We start from the raw sequence: 17,460 nt of genomic DNA on the forward strand, positions 1-17,460 counted from the left end.
ACCAAGCTGGGTTCTAAGCAACTTGGCTTCCATGAATCTAGCGAAAGCGCTGGGTGTATTCAATCGGGTTTCTACCAACCTGTGGATAACTCTTCAGCACCATATTTCCTAACCAGTAACATACGTTCTATTACCCGCGGGTAACGATGTGCTGACCTAGGGGTACGCGTTGGTAACTTAGCTTCTACACAGAATGGGGGACACACGTCCGTACTCTGGCGAAAGCACGTAACAATCTGTCACAAAAGGGTGCAAGAAGGTGTCCTAGTACCCAGCACGAAGGCTCTAGCGGCTGCCCACAATCTCAACTTCGAACCCTTCTTCATTCTCAAGATAGAGGGCACAATGCTCCTGCCCGCCAGCGTAAGGGTACGTCTCGGCAAAGAGCTCAGACCAGCCCCGGCGCGTTAGATACGAGCGGATATCGTCCAGCGCACGGGAGGTGGTAAAAGCTAGATGATTCATCCCTGCATGCGTGCGCTGATGGCTACCGCTGACGTCAGGTGACTGCTCAATCACGACGTAAGTATTCGCCGTTGGTTCTGTGAAGGATATTCCGTTCTGCCATGTCGATTCTTGTTGCCAACCGAGAGCTGCAAAGAGGGCCTCCCACGCGGGCAGATTCTTCGCGAAATCGCTTGTCCATAGTTCAATGTGGTGAATCGACGAAGCTGACTGCGCACCGTCTACTCCATCGCTTGCCAGCCTGCCCGCCACCATAACATCTACCGGCTCACCGTCCACCACGAATTTTTCGCGCTCGCGTCCTTCACCCCTAAAACCGGCAAAGACGGCAATAGCACCCGATGCCGGGTTATTGGTGCGGTACCCCAGTTCAAGACGGCGAAGGCGGGGGCTGGGTGCAGCAAGTAGCTCGCTGACTTCTAGGGTGTATTCACCCAGTTCTAAGGACGCGTGCGTCTGCGCGTGAGGGTAGGCAAGAGCCCAATCCGTCACGGCTTTGACCAGGTGTTTCATAACGCCTAAGCCGCGCAAGGTGCCACCGTTCCAGTAGTAAACCCAGCCGCGATCATACGAGTCACCGCAGAGCCCCTCAAAGCTAATGCCCACCAACCCCACGGGGTTACCCGCGTGCTCCACGCACCAGACACTACGATTTTTAGCCGGTATAAAGTTCTCTTCAATCAGCACCCTGGCATCGCCCTCACCGGTCAGAGACCTCATCTGCCGGTGGAGATCGCTATGTTCCCGGTAGAGCCTGAAAAGCTCACCGGCATCCTCAAGCCGCCACGGTCTCAGATAAAAAACGGTCATGAGAGAAACTCCTTGTGAGGTGCCACAGCACGGCTCTTCTGACGAATATTGTTTTTCAGTCTTGCACACCCACTAAACTAGTAACCAGTATGTCTACTTCATCTTCTCAGCCTTCTTTTGCCGCTATGGCTCAGGCTATGCACGCAGCGTCCACCCGCACGCCCGAAAAAACCGAAGTGTCCCAGCAGGCGGAGGCAGGCGCGTCCGCTCAGGGTTCACCGCGGGGCAACCGCAATAAGAAACGCTCCCAGCGCGGTAAAGGCTCAGCACCACGTCGCAACCAGCAGAACAACAACCGCTCAGGCAGTAAACGCCAGTTCACTCCCCCGGTGGTTACCCTCGATGTGGCAGCCATCAGCTACCCCGAATCGCTGCCCGTCTCAGCACGCCGCAACGACATCATGGCGGCAATTCGTGACCATCAGGTAGTGATTATTGCTGGCGAAACCGGCTCGGGTAAAACCACCCAGATTCCCAAAATGTGCCTGCAACTCGGCCTTGCCGAAACAGGTCTCATCGGCCACACCCAACCCCGCCGTCTAGCCGCCCGCAGCGTTGCCGAACGCATCGCCGAAGAACTGGGCGAGAAGCTGGGGCAGACCGTGGGCTACCAGGTACGTTTTACTTCTGAAGTCTCAGAGAACTCAGCCATCAAACTGATGACCGACGGCATTCTGCTGGCAGAAATCGCCAATGACCGCGAGTTGCGTAAATACTCCACTATCATCATCGATGAGGCACACGAACGCTCACTCAACATTGACTTTATTCTGGGGTACCTCAAGCGTCTGCTACCCAAGCGCCCCGACCTCAAGGTCATCATCACCTCAGCAACCATTGACCCCGAACGCTTTGCCCGCCACTTCGCGCCGTCCTTTGTGCCCGGTAAAGGAATCGTTGACGAGAGCCTCAGCCCAGAAGAAAAAGAAATCGCCGAGCAGCTGGTGCCCGATGATGCGCCGCCCATCATTGAGGTGTCGGGACGCACTTTCCCCGTAGAAATTCGCTACCGGCCCCTGAACAACCCGCGCACGGGCGACGGTGGTGAAGATGCTGAGGACGCCGGTGATGGTCTTGAAGATGAAGACCGCGACCCCATCGACGGTATTTTAGAGGCCGTCCGCGAGCTATCAGAAGAAGAACCCGGCGACATTCTGATTTTCTTCTCAGGTGAACGCGAAATCCGTGATGCTGAGGACGCTCTGCGTTCTTTGGTTGCTTCATCGCGCCGTTTTGGTAGCTATGAGATTTTGCCCCTTTATGCCCGCCTGTCAATGGCAGAGCAGCACCGGGTATTCCGCCCCTCGGGTAAGCCTCGCATTGTGCTGGCAACCAACGTCGCTGAAACCTCCCTGACCGTACCCGGCATTAAGTACGTGATTGATACCGGCACCGCCCGCATTTCACGCTACTCTGCCCGCACCAAGGTTCAGCGTCTACCCATTGAACGCATTTCACAGGCGAGCGCCAACCAGCGTTCTGGTCGAGCGGGACGTACCAGTGACGGTATCGCGATTCGTCTTTATTCTGAAGAGGATTTCGCTTCTCGCCCGGAGTTTACCGATCCCGAGATTCTGCGTACCAATCTAGCTGCGGTTATTTTGCAGATGACGGCTATTGGTGTGGTGCGCTCCCCCGGTGATATTGAGAAGTTCCCCTTCGTGGAGCCGCCCGAAAAACGCGCGATCAATGACGGTGTGAATCTTTTGCGTGAGCTGGGCGCTCTCAAAGACGCCCAGAAGTCAGCGTCCAGGGGCCGCCGCGGCGCGTCTTCCCCTCTCACTGCTGCCGGACGCGCGATGGCGGCTTTACCTGTTGACCCGCGTTTGGCGCGCATGATTGTTGAGGCTAATCAGCGCGGGTGCGCCAAAGAAATGATGGTGCTTGCAGCTGCGTTGACTATTCAGGATCCGCGCGAGCGTCCGTCGGAGAAGCGCGGTGAGGCAGATGCCATGCACAAGCGGTATGCCGATGAAACCTCAGACTTTTTGAGTTTCTTGTTGCTGTGGGGCTTTTTGAATGAGAAGCAGGAGGAGCTTTCCTCCAGCCAGTTGAGAAAGATGTGCCACAGGGAGTTCATTAACTTTCTGAGGGTGCGCGAGTGGCAGGATCTTTTTGCCCAGTTGCGTGAGATGGGTCGTTCGGCTGGCATTTCAGTGTCCAGCGGGCGCGATATTGACCCAGCTGCCCACGAAGAAGCTCTGCATAAATCGCTGTTGGCTGGTTTGCTCTCGCATATCGGTTTGAAAGATGAGCGCAACCCGAATGAGTATTTGGGTGCCCGCGGTACCCGTTTTGCGATATTCCCGGGGTCTGCTCTGTTCAAGAAACGCCCCGATTGGATTGTGTCTGCTGAGTTAGTAGAAACTTCTCGTCTGTGGGCGCGTGTGAATGCCGATATTAAGCCGGAATGGGTTGAAGAAGTCGGCTCTCACCTGGTTAAACGTCATTATTCTGAGCCACACTGGTCGTCCAAGCTGGGCGCTGTGATGGCGTATGAGAAGGTAACCCTGTACGGGGTGCCGATTATTGCTGATCGTCGCGTGCAGTACTGGCGTATTGACCCGGTGCTTTCGCGTGAGATGTTCATTCGCTCTGCTCTAGTGGAGGGTGATTGGAATACCCGTCATCATTTCTTCAAGCGCAATCAGAAAGCCCTAGCGGCCGTTGAAGAGCTTGAAGCTCGTTTGCGTCGCCGCGATTTGCGGGTGGACGATCAGATCCTCTTTGATTTCTACGACGCACGAGTTCCCGCTGGTGTTGTTTCTGAACGCCACTTTGATAAGTGGTGGAAGGAAGAGCGCACACGCAACGAACACTTGTTAGACTTCAGCCCGGAAAATCTGATTGATGAAGAGGCTGCCGATTACGATGAGTCGGCGTTCCCGCGTACCTGGGTTGCTCAGGGCAGTGGCGGTGAGCTGGTGCTGGATTTACGCTACGAATACGCCCCTGCGGTGGCAGTTGGCGGGGTACGTTCCCACGATGCCCAGACCGATGGTATCGCGGTGCAGGTGCCGGTTCTCTTTCTTAACCAGTTGGAGCCCGCTCCTTTCAAGTGGCTGATTCCCGGTCTGCGTGAAGAGCTGGTCGCGGCGCTCATTAAGTCTATGCCTAAGCAGCAGCGCAAGAACTTTGTGCCTGCCCCGGACGTAGCGCGCCAAGCGGTTGCCCTGCTCGATGAGGAGTTCTCACCGACTGAGTCATCCCTCGAAGAGGCACTTGCCTTGGTGTTGCGCCGTCTGCGCGGGCACGTGGTTGACCCTGATATTTTCGAGTGGGACGCTGTGCCTCCGCATTTGCGTTTCACTTTTCAGGTGCGCAATCCCCAGAACAAGATTCTGGGTGAAGGTAAGGATCTCAAGGAGCTTCAGAGCAGGCTACACACCGAGATTCGCTCGGCATTAGCGGCTTCTTTGGGTGCTTCCCCCGATGCTTTGGCAGCAATGTTGAGTGGTGCCCCCGCTCAACCTGCCCAGGGTAAAGCGACAGGCGGACGCGCGTCCGCCCCCTCACCGAGAATGGATGCTAGCTGCCGTGCAGGCAAAAACCAAGCAGGTTCAGCCCAGAGCGTTGAACGCAGCGGTCTCACCGAGTGGCCAACGCCCGATCTACCGCGCAAAATTGAGCGATCCATCGCAACACAAACGGTGGCAGGCTACCCCGCCCTGGTGGATGAAGGCAGTAGCGTGGGTGTAAGGATTTTCCCCCACGAAACGGAGCAGCTGCGCGCCCAGCGAGCAGGCGTCATTCGCCTCTTACAGTTGCAGGTACCTTCCCCCGTGCGCTATGTCAGCGATCACCTAAACAATAAAGAGAAAATTGTCTTCACGCAGAACCCCCACGGTTCAATCGATCAGCTTATTACTGACTGTACGGTTGCTGCCGTTGATAAGCTCACCCCGCACACGCCTATCTTTGAGAAGGCAGAGTTTGAGCAACTGTTCAACGCTGTTCGGGCAGAATTGATTGACACTGTTTTTGAGGTTACCAAGCTCGTTGCTGAAATTCTTTCTGAGGCGGCAACGGTACGTAAGCTCATCAAAAAGTCTTCGTCGATGGCGGTCATTCACGCAATCAGTGACATCAAGGCTCAGTTGGAGCACCTCATCTACCCCGGTTTTGTTGCTAAGACCGGTTACGACCAGTTAGTGCATCTGCCGCGCTACCTCAAAGCTATGCAGATTCGCATTAACAAGCTGGTGGGTGCTCAAATCAACCGGGATAACCAGCTGATGCTGGCAGTGCAAGACCTCGAAGACGCTTACGATACCGCGGTCAAAAAGCTCCCTGCGGGTACTGTTCCCTCACGCGAGATGGAACGTGTGGAGTGGATGATCGAAGAGCTGCGCGTTAGCTTCTTCGCCCAAGACTTGGGCACCTCCTACACCGTTTCTGAAAAGCGCATTGGCAAAGCGCTGCGAGAGGCGGTAGAGGCACTAAATAAGTAGTAGCACTGAACATAGTTAGCGCTGCTCGTTCAGCAAAAACTCCCTAAGAAGCAAGAAGAAGGCGGTCTCTTGTAAGACCGCCTTCTTCCTGTTAATATGATGCTTTACTGGCTAGGGCTTAGCTTTCAGGCACGAATTCCCCGTGGCCCGCTGCGCGCAGGGCGTCACGGATTTTCTGCGCCGATTCGTCCATGGCAACAGCGTCGGGGTTCTTCTCAGCATGAGCGAAGTTGAAGGTCTGAATGCTCTTGGCCGGGAACACATGCACATGAACGTGCGGTACATCCAGACCAACAATCTCAACGCCAACCTTAGCGGGCTGCCAGACGGTATTAATCGCCTTGCCTACGGTGTGAGCGACCTCAAAAACGCGGGCTGAAAGCTCTAAGGGCATATCAACCCAGTGCTCAATCTCAGCGCGAGGTACCACCAGCACGTGCCCCTGAGCCAGGGGCTCAATAGTCAAAAAGACAACAACTTCATCGTCTTTCCACACAAACCGTCCGGGCAACTCACCCTCAATAATCTTGGTGAAAATAGTAGACATTTTCTTCTCCCTTTTGTTTCTAGGTCTTTAAAGTTCTACAGTGTCGCCGGTATCGAGGTGTTTGTAGCTCACTCCGTAATCAGCGGTCAGGTTAGTTACCTGGGTTTCAATCAAGTTGCGCCCCGAATCTGCCAGGAGAGAATCGTGAATCGGGTAAACAGTGGAGGCACCCACGGAAATCACAAAGTCAATGACCTCGCTCATCTTGTTCCAGGGAGCATGAATCGGAGCCAGCAAAGTTTTCGATTGGATACCGTGAGGCACCGTGAAAGAGTCGCCCGGGTGGAACACGTTATCGTTCACCAACACACCCACATTGTCGATGGTCTTAATGAGGGGATGAATGAGCGCGTGCTGACCACCAAAAGTTTTCAGTTCAAAGCCCTCCAGTAAGATGGTTTCTTTAGCGTCTGCAAGGTACACCTGAGCATCCTCAACCTTCTCGACCAGCGCGTCCAGAACAGCCTGCGGAGCATAGACGGGAACCTGCTTATTCTTCTCGATGAAAGCGGCAACACGCTCAACATCGAAATGATCAGGGTGAACGTGGGTAACAAAGATGTAATCGGCGCCATCGAGCGCCGTCTCAACCTCAGAAAAGCCACCGGGATCAAGTACCAGTACCTTGCCCTCATTTTCAAGGCGAACACATGAATGGGTGTATTTAGTGAGTTTCATAGTTCCAGCCTAATAGAAAGACCTCACCCGCGCCTGATTTTCACCCCTGGCAATATGCGCCGAGCGGACGCGCCCCGCACGCTTCTACCGAAGAAATCACCTCAAGCTTCCGGTAAAGTTTTGTCTGAACATTTTCCACATCAGTCTACTGACGAAAGAGGCACGAGCCATGACACAAGCGCCTAAGCCTGAAGTTCGCAACACCAAGCAGCGACGCATTGTGACGGCTACTTTGGCTGACCTTGACGATTTTATGAGCGCCCAGGAGCTGCACCAGCTCATGCTCTCACGTAATGAAACAGTATCATTGGCAACCATTTACAGGCTCCTGCAATCTATGGCTGCCAATAATGAGGTTGATGTGATTCGCACCGAGGACGGCGAGTCTGTTTACCGCCGTTGCCAGGCTGAGCACCATCATCACCATCTCATGTGCCGCTCTTGCGGTAAGGCGGTTGAGCTTGAGGCACCCGATGTTGAGCAGTGGGCTCACAGCATGGCTGAAAAGTTCGGTTTTACTGATATCAACCACACCGTTGAAATCAGCGGTTTGTGCGCCGAGTGTTCCCACGGCTAAATCGAGCCCTCTGCCCCGCGCACTCCACATTTTCATAGACTCATAGACAAGAGCACCGAGGTACATTCAACGCCTCGGTGCTCTGTTTGATGGGGTGATTTTAGACTGCGGGCAGCGCTCTACCGGATGCGCTATGGCGACGTTTATACCTACCGATCACTCTGCACACTAGGTAAATCGCGAACGATATGGACGTAACGTAGGGGCTGATAGGTAAAGTGCCAGCCAACGCCAACATAATGCCGCCCACTATTGAGATTTCCGCAAATATCACCGAAAAGATGAGGACTTTCAGAGGGGACGCGGTGATTTGCTGTGCCGCTGCCGAAGGGGTGACGAGCAAAGAAAGCACTAACAGAGCGCCCACCACCTGCACTGATAGAGCAACCGCAATGCCCAGCACCACCATAAAAATCATGGAGAGCAGACCCATCGGCACCCCCTTGGCGCGTGCCACCTCGGGATCAAGCGAAGCGAAGGTCAATGGACGCCAGACAGCCAGTAGCACTGCAATCACAATAACTGCACCGAGAATCATTTCGGTGAGCTGAGAAGCATCTACCGATACAATCTGACCGGTCAGCAAAGAGAACTTGTTGGCGCTGCGTCCTTGATACAGCGACAGAAAAAGAATACCCAGCCCCAGACCAAAAGGCATGAGCGCACCAATAACGGAGTTAGATTCTGAACGGCGGACGCCCAACGCACCAATCAGCAGCGCGGCAACAATGGAGCCAACCAGCGAGCCAGTAACGACATCGTAGCCAACCAGCAAAAACAGGGCCGCGCCAGCAAAAGACATTTCAGCAATGCCGTGTACTGCAAAGGAGTGATCTCGCATCATCACGAAGGTGCCAGCGAAACCACCAATAAGCCCCAGAACAGCGCCCGCCCAAATAGAGGTAGAGAGTAAATCTAAAAGCTCACCGTAGCGTTCAAACACGAAAACGCGAGAAAAAAGCTCTTGGAAGGCCACAGCAGGAATCAGCGCTGTCATCGTGAAGCCCCCTTAGGTAGAACGTGCGGTGCGATATCGGGTGTGGAACAGTGTTCTGTGTGGGAGTCGCCACCAACGACGATATAGCGCCCGTTGGAACGAATAACCTCAACAGGAGTTTGGTAAAGATTGCTGAGCACTTCGCTGGTCATCACCTGATCTACCGCACCCACCGTGAAGCGTCCATTGGCAAGGTACAGCACGCGATCAACGTGATCAATGATGGGATTAATCTCGTGGGTGACGAAAATAACCGTGGCAGCACGGTCTTTGTTATAGCGGTGAATCAGCTCAGACACCGCATATTGATGGTGCAAATCCAGTGACAGTAATGCCTCATCAGCTAATACAATCTGAGGGTCGTTAGCGAGCGCTTGGGCGATGCGCAGGCGCTGCTGTTCGCCACCCGAAAGAAGCCCTACGGGGACGTTTGCGTAGTCACTAGCACCCACGGATTCTAGTAGTTGATCGACAAGAGCTCGGTGCTTGCGGGTGTTGAGGCGAATGCCCCACTTATGACCGTCTAGCCCTAACCCCACCAGATCTCTGGCACGCAGGGTGACCCCACCCAGGGTCTTCTGCTGGGGAATATAGCCTACGCCGGGGTGCCCAGCTTGAGCGGGGCGTCCCAACACCTTGATAACGCCCGAACTCATGGGTGTGAGACCCAAGATTACTTTAAGGAAGGTGGATTTGCCGGAGCCGTTAGGTCCGAGCACCGCGAAGTACTCCCCCTGTTCAATAATCAGGTTGAGTTCATCCCACAGTTTACGCTGCCCAAAAGAAAGCCCGCCCCCGTTGATTTCAACGGAGGCGGTAGGCTTACTAATAATCGTCATAGATTTACGCTACTGCACTTTTCAGGTTGTCCAGGTTTTCTTTCATCCACTCTACATAGTTTTTGCCTTCGGGCAGGGTTTCGGTGAATGAAACGGTGGGGACGTTAGCGTTTTCTGCTGCTGCTCGGATTTCACCGGTCTGGTTGGTTTCGGTCTGCTCGTTGTAGGCGAGCAAGTGAATATCGCCGTCGGTAATCTCGTCCTTAATTTCTTGCAAGGTGAGGGGAGCTACATCAGATTCTGCCTCAACCGCCTCTACGTAGTCAGCGGGGGTCTTGTCTTCCATACCGGCTGAGGTGAGCATGTAGTTGGGCACCGGTTCTGATGATACGAAGCTTTTGCCCTTGAGGTTCAAGCCTTCGGTATTTACCGCTAGCTGCTTCATCTCTGCCACGAAGGATTCAGCGTTTTCGCGGTAAGTCTTTCCGTTCTCGGTATCAACCTGAGCAAGCTGATCAGCAAGCGCAAGCGCTACCTTGCCCATGGTATCGAAGTGGTACCACACGTGCTCGTTGAATGAGCCGTGGTCATGGTGGTCGTGGGCGTCCTCGCTGTGGTGGTGCCCTTTCTTGGCGTGGTTGTGTGCCTCATCCTCGTGGTCGTGACTGTGTTCTTCCTTAGCATGGTCGTGACCGTGCTGGTGACCTTCGAGCAGCTCTGCGTATTCATCGCCAGAGACGAAACCTGAGACCTTAACCGCGTTCACCACAGCTTGCTCGGTATTATCGGTGCCTGCCATCTCTTCCATGAAAGTGTCGTAACCGCCGCCGTTGAGCACTACCACCTCGGCGTCCTTGACCGTTAGACGGTCGTTAGACGTTGCTTCGTAGGAGTGGGGGTCTTGGCTGGTGGAGGCGATGATTGAGGTGACTTCCACGCCCTCGGTATCACCAACGACCGCCCGTGCGACGTCCGCGTACACGTCGGTAGTCGCTACGATATCGAGCGTTTTATCGGGTGATGAGGAGGCATTTTCGCCGTTTGCAGAGCAGCCTGCAAGAGCTAGGGCGGCGAGGGAAAGAAGCGAGAGTTTACGTTGAACTGACATGACATGCCTTCTTTTATATAAGAATGATTATCAGTTTCAGACTAATAGGCGTAGAGGGAATCACGCAAGCCACAGCTGCCACAGTGTGATGCATTAGTCCACCTATGATTTCACCTGTGATTCGACCTGTTTTAAAGCACCGAAGGTTCGGAAGCATCAACCTTCCGAACCTTCGGCGCAAGTTGTTAACAACCCGCCACTACTCGCTTTTTCTCACTACCACCTTGATCTAGGGCACGCGGTGGGCTGCCGCTTCACGTCTGCGAATATGATCCTGGGTGGTGTCCTTAATTTCACCAACCAGCTGCTCCAAGATGTCCTCAAGAAAGAGCACACCAAGACTTTGACCGGTCTTTGAGACAACGTGTGAAAGATGCGCTTGGTTACGCTGCATGACTGCCAGCGCCTCGTCAATTTCCATTTCAGGACGCAGGCTAGCGAGCGGACGCAAACGCGACCAGGGAATATTCTCCTCGGCGCGATCACCTGAAAAGTTCAGGGTGTCTTTCACGTGAATGTACCCCATGAAGGTTTCATCGGCTGAGTCTTGAAGAACAAAGCGGGAGTAACCGGTTTGCGCGCAGGAACGCTCAACGTCGTGGGGTGTACAGGGGAAATTAAGGGTAACAACTGCCTCTCGGGGCACCATGATTTCTTCTACCTTTTTTGAGCTAAATTCCAGAGCGCCCGAGAGTACGCCGGTTTCATCAGCCACAGTGCCCTCCGCCGTAGATTGAGCCACAATGTTCTGCAGCTCGTCCAAGGTGAAGGTCGATGAGACCTCAGCTTTAGGCTCAATCTTCATGAGTTTGAGGGTGTGGTCTGCAATCCAGTTCAAGAGGGCGATCACGGGTTTGAAGATGCGTGAGAGTAGTACCAGCGGGGGTGCGAACAGCAGGGCAACGCCCTGGGCTGCCAGCGATACCGCTGCGTTCTTGGGGATCATTTCACCAAAAATCACGTGCAGGTAGGTCACTATAATCAGAGCGACCGCGAAGCTAAGAATTGATACCACTTGGTAGGGAATACCAACAGCTTCAAGCGGACCCGCCATCAGGTGCTTCAGCGCGGGTTCTGAAACGTTCAGAATCAACAGCGAGCAGACAGTAATACCCAGCTGACAGGTTGCCAGCATCAGAGAAACGTTTTCGATAGCGTAAAGGGCTGTTTTTGCCCGCTTGTTACCGGCGTCCGCCAGCGGTTCAATCTGCGAACGGCGCGTTGACATAATCGCGAACTCAGCACCCACGAAGAAGGCGTTGCCCACCAGTAGAACTACCAGCAGTGAAAGCGCTAACCAGTCGTTCATGCGCGCACACTCCCCTCAGTGATTTCAGTATTCTCGGTTGCTTGCGGAATGAAACGCAGTCGGTCAACGCGTCGTTGTTCCATCTTTTCAACGCGCAGGATGCCACCGTCAACGGGTACGGTATCGCCCTCTTCGGGGACTCGTCTGAGGGCATGCATCATAAAACCGCCCATTGTTTCAAAGGCAGGGTTTTCCATGACGGTGAGCGGTTCGATGTATTCATTCACCTCATCGGGACGGCGCAAACCTGAGAAAATCCAGTCGCCGCTACCGAGTTTCAGAGCGAGTTCTTCGGTGTTACCGGTGTCGTGTTCATCAGATACTTCACCCACAATTTCTTCTACCAAATCTTCGAGGGTGGTCATACCCGCTGTGCCACCGTACTCGTCAAGGACGATGGCAAGCTGCAAGGCGCCTTCACGCAGTTGCATGAGCAGTGAATCAAGGTGAACGGTCTCAGGAACACGCAGTACGTCTTCCATGAGCGCCCCTGCCTCAAGAGTGGGTCTAATGTCTTCGGGAACAGCCACAGCCTTCTTGAGGTGTACTACGCCAACCACGTTATCTTGATCCTCACGGTAGAGAGGAAAACGTGAGTGACCGGTGGTACGCGCCAGCTCAATGACATCTGATACAGGGGCAGTGTCTTCAAGCATTTGAATCTGACGACGCGATGTCATGACGTCCACTGCGGTGAGTTCAGCAAAGGAAAGGGTTTTATCAACAAAGCGAGCGGTGTCTGAATCGAGAGTTCCCTGGTCAGCTGAACGACGCACCATCGAAGAAAGCTCTTCGGGGGTACGTGCGCTCGAAAGTTCTTCTTTGGCTTCAAGACCAAAGAGGTTGAGAATCTTATTCGCGGCACCGTTCATGCTGCGCACCAAAGGGCCCATCATCTTGGTGAAAAGAAGATGGTAGGGCGCCAGCGCGCGAGCAGTCGGGTATGAAATGGCGATTGCCATGTTCTTGGGGATCAGCTCACCCATAATCATGGAAAGCGCGGTAGCCAGACCCATAGAGAAGACTAAGGTGAGAACACGAGCCACCGACTCTGATAAGCCCCAGCTTGAAATGGTGCCAACCGCCATCGACTGCAAGGCAATATCAAGGGTATAACCGGTGAGCAAGGTTGTAATCGTGATGCCCAACTGACACGAAGAAAGCTGGGTTGAGAGAGTCTTGAGGCACTGTAAAACAGCTTTACCTTTATAATCGCCCTTCTCGATTTCTTGTTGAACAGCTGACTGGTCAAGGGCTACAAGCGCGAATTCCATGGCGACGAAGAAGCCTGTGCCGAGAATCAGCAGCAAACCTACAACGAGGAGAATCCATTCCACGAAGGTGTCACCTCCGCGAAGTTATTAAAGGAGCAAGGGTTCATGATCAGATGAGCCGAGCGTCCAGCACGCGCTGCCTGCAAGGGGGCGTTCTGGGGTGGGCGGCAACTAAAAGGGTCGTCCATAGTGTTTTCTAGTGTAGCGAAGTTGAGGGTAAGACGCCTACAGCAACAGGTGCGAAATACGATACCTTGAGGTATGCATAGCGAAGTTGCCTCGTGAGGGGCTAAGACCATGAGGAATGGGCTACATTTGGTTGTTGCCGAAAGAATTCAAAGGTGTGCTCGCGCGGTGAAAACCTAAAATTTTTATAAAATTTTTCCACCCACAGCCAACCTGTAACCACAGAGCAAAACCCCACTAAAAACCACATGAATCTTACCGACCTCCCCTCAAAAACCACATAAAATGACTCTCAAGAGTGTGGTTAATAGCTTTTTCCCCCTAAGTCCCACTCACCGACCGCACCTTCGCGATCGTCATTTATGACATTTAGCGACCCGTGGTGTTCGTCATAAGCCTACAAGCTTACTAGACTGTATCTATAAAGGACGCCATCATTTGTGCTGAATACTTGCACGCGGGTTACCGCACCGCGCAGTAAGACTAACGCACGGTGGGCGCTGCGCACAGAATAAACGATATGGAAGAGGCGAATTGCGTGCCAAACCAGTCAGAGAATAGTTGGCCAGAAGAATTTGCTGGCAACGAATGGTTCATTGACGAACTATTCGAGAAGTATAAAAAAGATAAGTCATCCGTTGAAGAGTCCTGGTGGCAGCTCTTTGAGGAAAAGCTCAGCGACGCCACCACCTCGAACTCCCCTTCAGCGACGAAGGAACCTCAGGTTTCAGAGAAGAAAACTGAGGCAACAGACGCCGACCGCGCGCGTCCGCAACAGACATCAACTCCCACAGCACAACCCGTTCAACCTAAGGCAGATTCAGTGAGCCCCTCAGAGTCAAACACCGCAGTTACCCCAGATTCCTCCGATGAGAAGGTCGATACCGTCTCCACCCTTCGTGGTCCGGCCAAGGCGGTAGCCTCCACTATGGAAGAGTCCCTGTCAGTACCAACTGCAACCACTGTGCGTGCAGTCCCCGCTAAGGTTCTCATTGACAACCGCACCGCTATCAACACCTACCTAGCACGTACCCGTGGTGGCAAGATTTCCTTCACTCACATCATTGGTTACGCCATCATTCGTGCGCTAGCAAACTTCCCCTCTATGAACGTTGTTTACGGTGAGGACGAGAAGGGTCGCCCCGCTGCTGTTCAGCCTGCACACGTGAACTTTGGTCTCGCTATTGACCTGCCCCGCCCCGATGGTAGCCGTAACCTGGTAGTACCTAACATCAAGGGTGCAGAAGAGCTCTCCTTCGCTGAGTTCTGGTCAGCATACGATGACATTGTGAAGCGCGGACGCGACGGCAAGCTCACTATCGAGGACTTCCGCGGCACCACCGTTTCTTTGACCAACCCCGGCGGCATCGGCACCGTACACTCCGTGCCCCGTCTCTCCAAGGGTCAGGCTGCCATCATTGGCGCTGGCGCGCTGGATTACCCCGCTGAGTACCGCGGCGCGTCCGAAAAGACCATTGCCAACGCCGGTGTCTCAAAGATTCTGACCCTGACCTCAACCTATGACCACCGCGTCATTCAGGGTGCAGGTTCTGGTGAGTTCCTCAAGATCATCGAAAACTACCTGCTGGGTAACGACGGTTTCTACGACGATATCTTCACCGCCCTGCGTATTCCCTTTGAGCCTGTTCGCTGGGCAGTGGATAACCAGGTCGATCCTTCCATCGAGGTCTCCAAGGTTGCCCGCATCCAGCAACTTATTCACGCTTACCGCGTGCGCGGTCACCTCATCGCCCAGACCAATCCCCTGGGTTATGAGATGCTCTCCCACCCCGATCTACGTTTAGAAAACTACGGTTTGACCCTCTGGGATCTTGATCGCTACTGGCCCACCGGTGGCTTCGGTGAGAAAGATACCTTAACTCTCAAGACCATTCTTGAGCTGCTGCGCGAAGCCTACTGTGGCACTATGGGTGTTGAGTACATGCACATTGAAACCCCCGCTGAGCGCGAGTGGTTCCAGGAACAGCTTGAGCACGTCTACAATAAGCCCACCCGCGAAGAGCAGTTCCGCGTCATGGGTAAGCTCAACGCCGCTGAAGCCTTCGAAACTTTCTTGCAGACCAAGTACCTCGGTCAGAAACGTTTCTCCCTTGAGGGCGGCGAATCACTAATTCCACTGCTGGACTACATCATCTCTGAAGCAGCAGATGACGGTCTCTCAGGTGTTGCTATTGGTATGGCGCACCGCGGTCGTCTCAACGTTTTGGCAAACATTGCGGGCAAGTCCTACGCTCAGATTTTCCGTGAATTCGAAGGCGAGCTGGATCCCCGCCTCACCGGCGGCTCCGGCGACGTGAAATATCACCTGGGCACCGAGGGCGTATTCACCTCTGATAACGGCAACCAGACTCAGGTGTATCTGGCCGCTAACCCCTCACATCTTGAGGCAGTCAACACTGTGCTTGAAGGTATTGTGCGCGCTAAGCAGGACGTTCTGACAGCAACCGGCACCAAGGATTACCCCGTGCTCCCCATCCTGGTTCACGGTGACGCTGCATTTGCTGGTCAGGGCATCGTCTTTGAAACCCTGCAGATGTCGCAGCTTGCTGGCTATAAGGTGGGCGGTACCGTTCACATCGTGGTTAACAACCAGGTTGGCTTTACCACCACCCCCGCAGACGGTCGCAGCTCCACCTACTCCACCGACGTTGCTCGCGTAGTTCAGGCACCCGTTTTCCACGTCAACGCAGATGATCCCGAAGCTGTTGTTCGCGCCGGTCGTCTCGCTTTCGAGTACCGCCAGCGCTTCAATAAGGACGCGGTCATCGACCTCGTATGCTACCGCCGTCGCGGTCACAATGAGGCGGATGATCCCTCGATGACCCAACCCAGCATGTACACCCAGATTGAGGCTCAGTCATCAACCCGTAAGCTCTACACCGAGGCTCTGGTGGGTCGCGGCGACATCACTCAGGACGAAGCAGAGCGCGCGCTCAAGGACTACCAGTCACGTCTGGAGCAGATCTTCACTGAGACTCACGAGGCTCAGGCGTCCTCTGCTCCCCTAGTAACCGCGGATGCGGCGGCTGTTGCTAACATTGAACGTCCGGCTGCCCAGCAGTCTGAGGATTCAGTACACGTACCCAAGAACACCTCGATTTCACCCGAGATGCTCAAGCGCATTGGTCAGGCTTTTGCTGATGTTCCTGAAGGCTTCACCATTCACAAGAAGCTCAAGAAGCTGCTGGAGCAGCGCACCGCTATGTCAACCAAGGGCGGCATCAACTGGGGCTTCGGTGAGCTCACCGCCTTCGGTTCACTGTTGCTTGAGGGTATTGACGTTCGTATGAGCGGTCAGGACGTTCAGCGCGGTACCTTCGTGCAGCGTCACGCGATTCTGCACGACCGCGAAAACGGCAACCAGTGGAGTCCGCTAGAGCATCTGAGCGCTGATCAGGGTAAGTTCAGCATCTACAACTCACTGCTCTCTGAGTACGGTGTGTTGGGCTTTGAGTACGGTTACTCCGTAGAGCGCCCCGACTCACTGGTGATCTGGGAGGCTCAGTTCGGTGACTTCGCCAACGGCGCCCAGACCGTGATTGACGAGTTCATCTCATCAGCAGAGCAGAAGTGGGCACAGCGCTCATCGCTGGTTCTAATGCTCCCCCACGGTTTTGAGGGTCAGGGCCCTGACCACTCGTCAGCTCGTATGGAACGCTACTTGCAGCTGTGCGCTGAGAACAACATGACCGTAGCGGTACCTTCTACCCCGGCATCGCACTTCCACCTGCTGCGCAAGCACGCTCACTCGCGTCCACACAAGCCGCTGGTGCTGATTACCCCCAAGCAGCTTCTGCGTTTGAAGGCAGCAGCGTCATCGGTTGAGGACTTCACTCAGGGCAGCTTCAAGCCCGTCATTGAGGATCAGGGCAACCTGAACACGTCAGAAGTTGAGCGCTTGGTCTTTGTATCTGGTCGTCTCTACTACGATTTGAACGGTGAGCGCATCAAGCGTCAGGACGCGAAGACCGCGATTGTTCGTGTAGAGCAGCTCTACCCGCTGCCCTTAGACGAAATCAAGAAGCAGATTGCTCTCTACCCCAATGCTGAGGTCATTTGGGCTCAGGATGAGCCTGCTAATCAGGGTCAGTGGCCCTTCTTGGCGGTCAATCTCATGCCTCATATTGGGTACAAGATGGCTCTGGTTTCGCGCCCGGCGTCAGCCTCACCCGCTGCCGGTACCGGTAAGCGTCACCAGGCTGAGCTTGATAACATCTTGACTGAGGTCTTCGAACGCTAAAAATAAAGAATATGCGGT

The 17,460-nt window shown here is 54.3% G+C and carries 11 protein-coding genes; 3 read left to right on the forward strand and 8 right to left on the reverse strand.

Going from position 1 to position 17,460, the window contains the following annotated elements; translation table 11 throughout:
• Positions 1-285: 285 nt before the first annotated feature.
• Positions 286-1,275 (reverse strand): GNAT family N-acetyltransferase, encoded by a 990-nt coding sequence (locus JTP09_RS03320; RefSeq protein ID WP_204876968.1) that lies wholly within the window; start codon positions 1,273-1,275, stop codon positions 286-288.
• An 89-nt stretch (positions 1,276-1,364) separates the two neighbouring features.
• Here JTP09_RS03320 and hrpA point away from each other — a divergent pair, with 89 nt between their 5' ends.
• Positions 1,365-5,726: an ATP-dependent RNA helicase HrpA gene (gene hrpA / locus JTP09_RS03325; RefSeq protein WP_204876978.1), complete on the forward strand. Its 4,362-nt coding sequence runs from the start codon at positions 1,365-1,367 to the stop codon at positions 5,724-5,726.
• Between the two features lie 118 nt (positions 5,727-5,844).
• On the opposite strand, the gene JTP09_RS03330 is transcribed toward hrpA, so the two are convergent.
• The gene (locus JTP09_RS03330; protein ID WP_204876980.1) at positions 5,845-6,273 is read right to left on the reverse strand and encodes an HIT family protein; all 429 of its coding nucleotides are present in this window, start codon (positions 6,271-6,273) and stop codon (positions 5,845-5,847) included.
• 27 nt (positions 6,274-6,300) lie between these two features.
• The gene (locus JTP09_RS03335; RefSeq protein WP_204876982.1) at positions 6,301-6,951 is read right to left on the reverse strand and encodes an MBL fold metallo-hydrolase; all 651 of its coding nucleotides are present in this window, start codon (positions 6,949-6,951) and stop codon (positions 6,301-6,303) included.
• Between the two features lie 169 nt (positions 6,952-7,120).
• Between JTP09_RS03335 and JTP09_RS03340 the strand changes: the two genes are divergently transcribed.
• Positions 7,121-7,528 (forward strand): Fur family transcriptional regulator, encoded by a 408-nt coding sequence (locus JTP09_RS03340; RefSeq protein WP_204876984.1) that lies wholly within the window; start codon positions 7,121-7,123, stop codon positions 7,526-7,528.
• 100 nt (positions 7,529-7,628) lie between these two features.
• Here JTP09_RS03340 and JTP09_RS03345 read toward each other — a convergent pair whose 3' ends face one another.
• The 5 genes from JTP09_RS03345 to JTP09_RS03365 form a co-directional block, all read right to left on the reverse strand.
• Positions 7,629-8,525, reverse strand: coding sequence for a metal ABC transporter permease (locus tag JTP09_RS03345; RefSeq protein WP_204876986.1), 897 nt, complete (start codon positions 8,523-8,525; stop codon positions 7,629-7,631).
• Positions 8,522-9,364, reverse strand: a complete 843-nt coding sequence (locus JTP09_RS03350; protein ID WP_204876992.1) for a metal ABC transporter ATP-binding protein — start codon at positions 9,362-9,364, stop codon at positions 8,522-8,524. The genes JTP09_RS03345 and JTP09_RS03350 overlap by 4 nt, the downstream gene beginning before the upstream one ends.
• Before the next feature lie 4 nt (positions 9,365-9,368).
• A complete protein-coding gene (locus JTP09_RS03355) occupies positions 9,369-10,412 on the reverse strand; it encodes a metal ABC transporter solute-binding protein, Zn/Mn family (RefSeq protein WP_204876996.1) in 1,044 nt (347 codons plus the stop codon).
• Between the two features lie 229 nt (positions 10,413-10,641).
• Positions 10,642-11,721 (reverse strand): hemolysin family protein, encoded by a 1,080-nt coding sequence (locus JTP09_RS03360; RefSeq protein ID WP_204876998.1) that lies wholly within the window; start codon positions 11,719-11,721, stop codon positions 10,642-10,644.
• The gene (locus tag JTP09_RS03365) at positions 11,718-13,058 is read right to left on the reverse strand and encodes a hemolysin family protein (protein ID WP_204877000.1); all 1,341 of its coding nucleotides are present in this window, start codon (positions 13,056-13,058) and stop codon (positions 11,718-11,720) included. Before JTP09_RS03365 ends, JTP09_RS03360 begins: the two co-directional genes overlap by 4 nt.
• A 661-nt stretch (positions 13,059-13,719) precedes the next feature.
• Here JTP09_RS03365 and JTP09_RS03370 point away from each other — a divergent pair.
• Entirely contained in the window at positions 13,720-17,442 is a 3,723-nt protein-coding gene (locus tag JTP09_RS03370; protein ID WP_370592483.1) for a multifunctional oxoglutarate decarboxylase/oxoglutarate dehydrogenase thiamine pyrophosphate-binding subunit/dihydrolipoyllysine-residue succinyltransferase subunit, read from the forward strand.
• Positions 17,443-17,460: the final 18 nt, after the last annotated feature.

The sequence above is a fragment of the Rothia sp. ZJ1223 genome (assembly GCF_016900985.1).
Taxonomy (GTDB): Bacteria; Actinomycetota; Actinomycetes; order Actinomycetales; family Micrococcaceae; genus Rothia.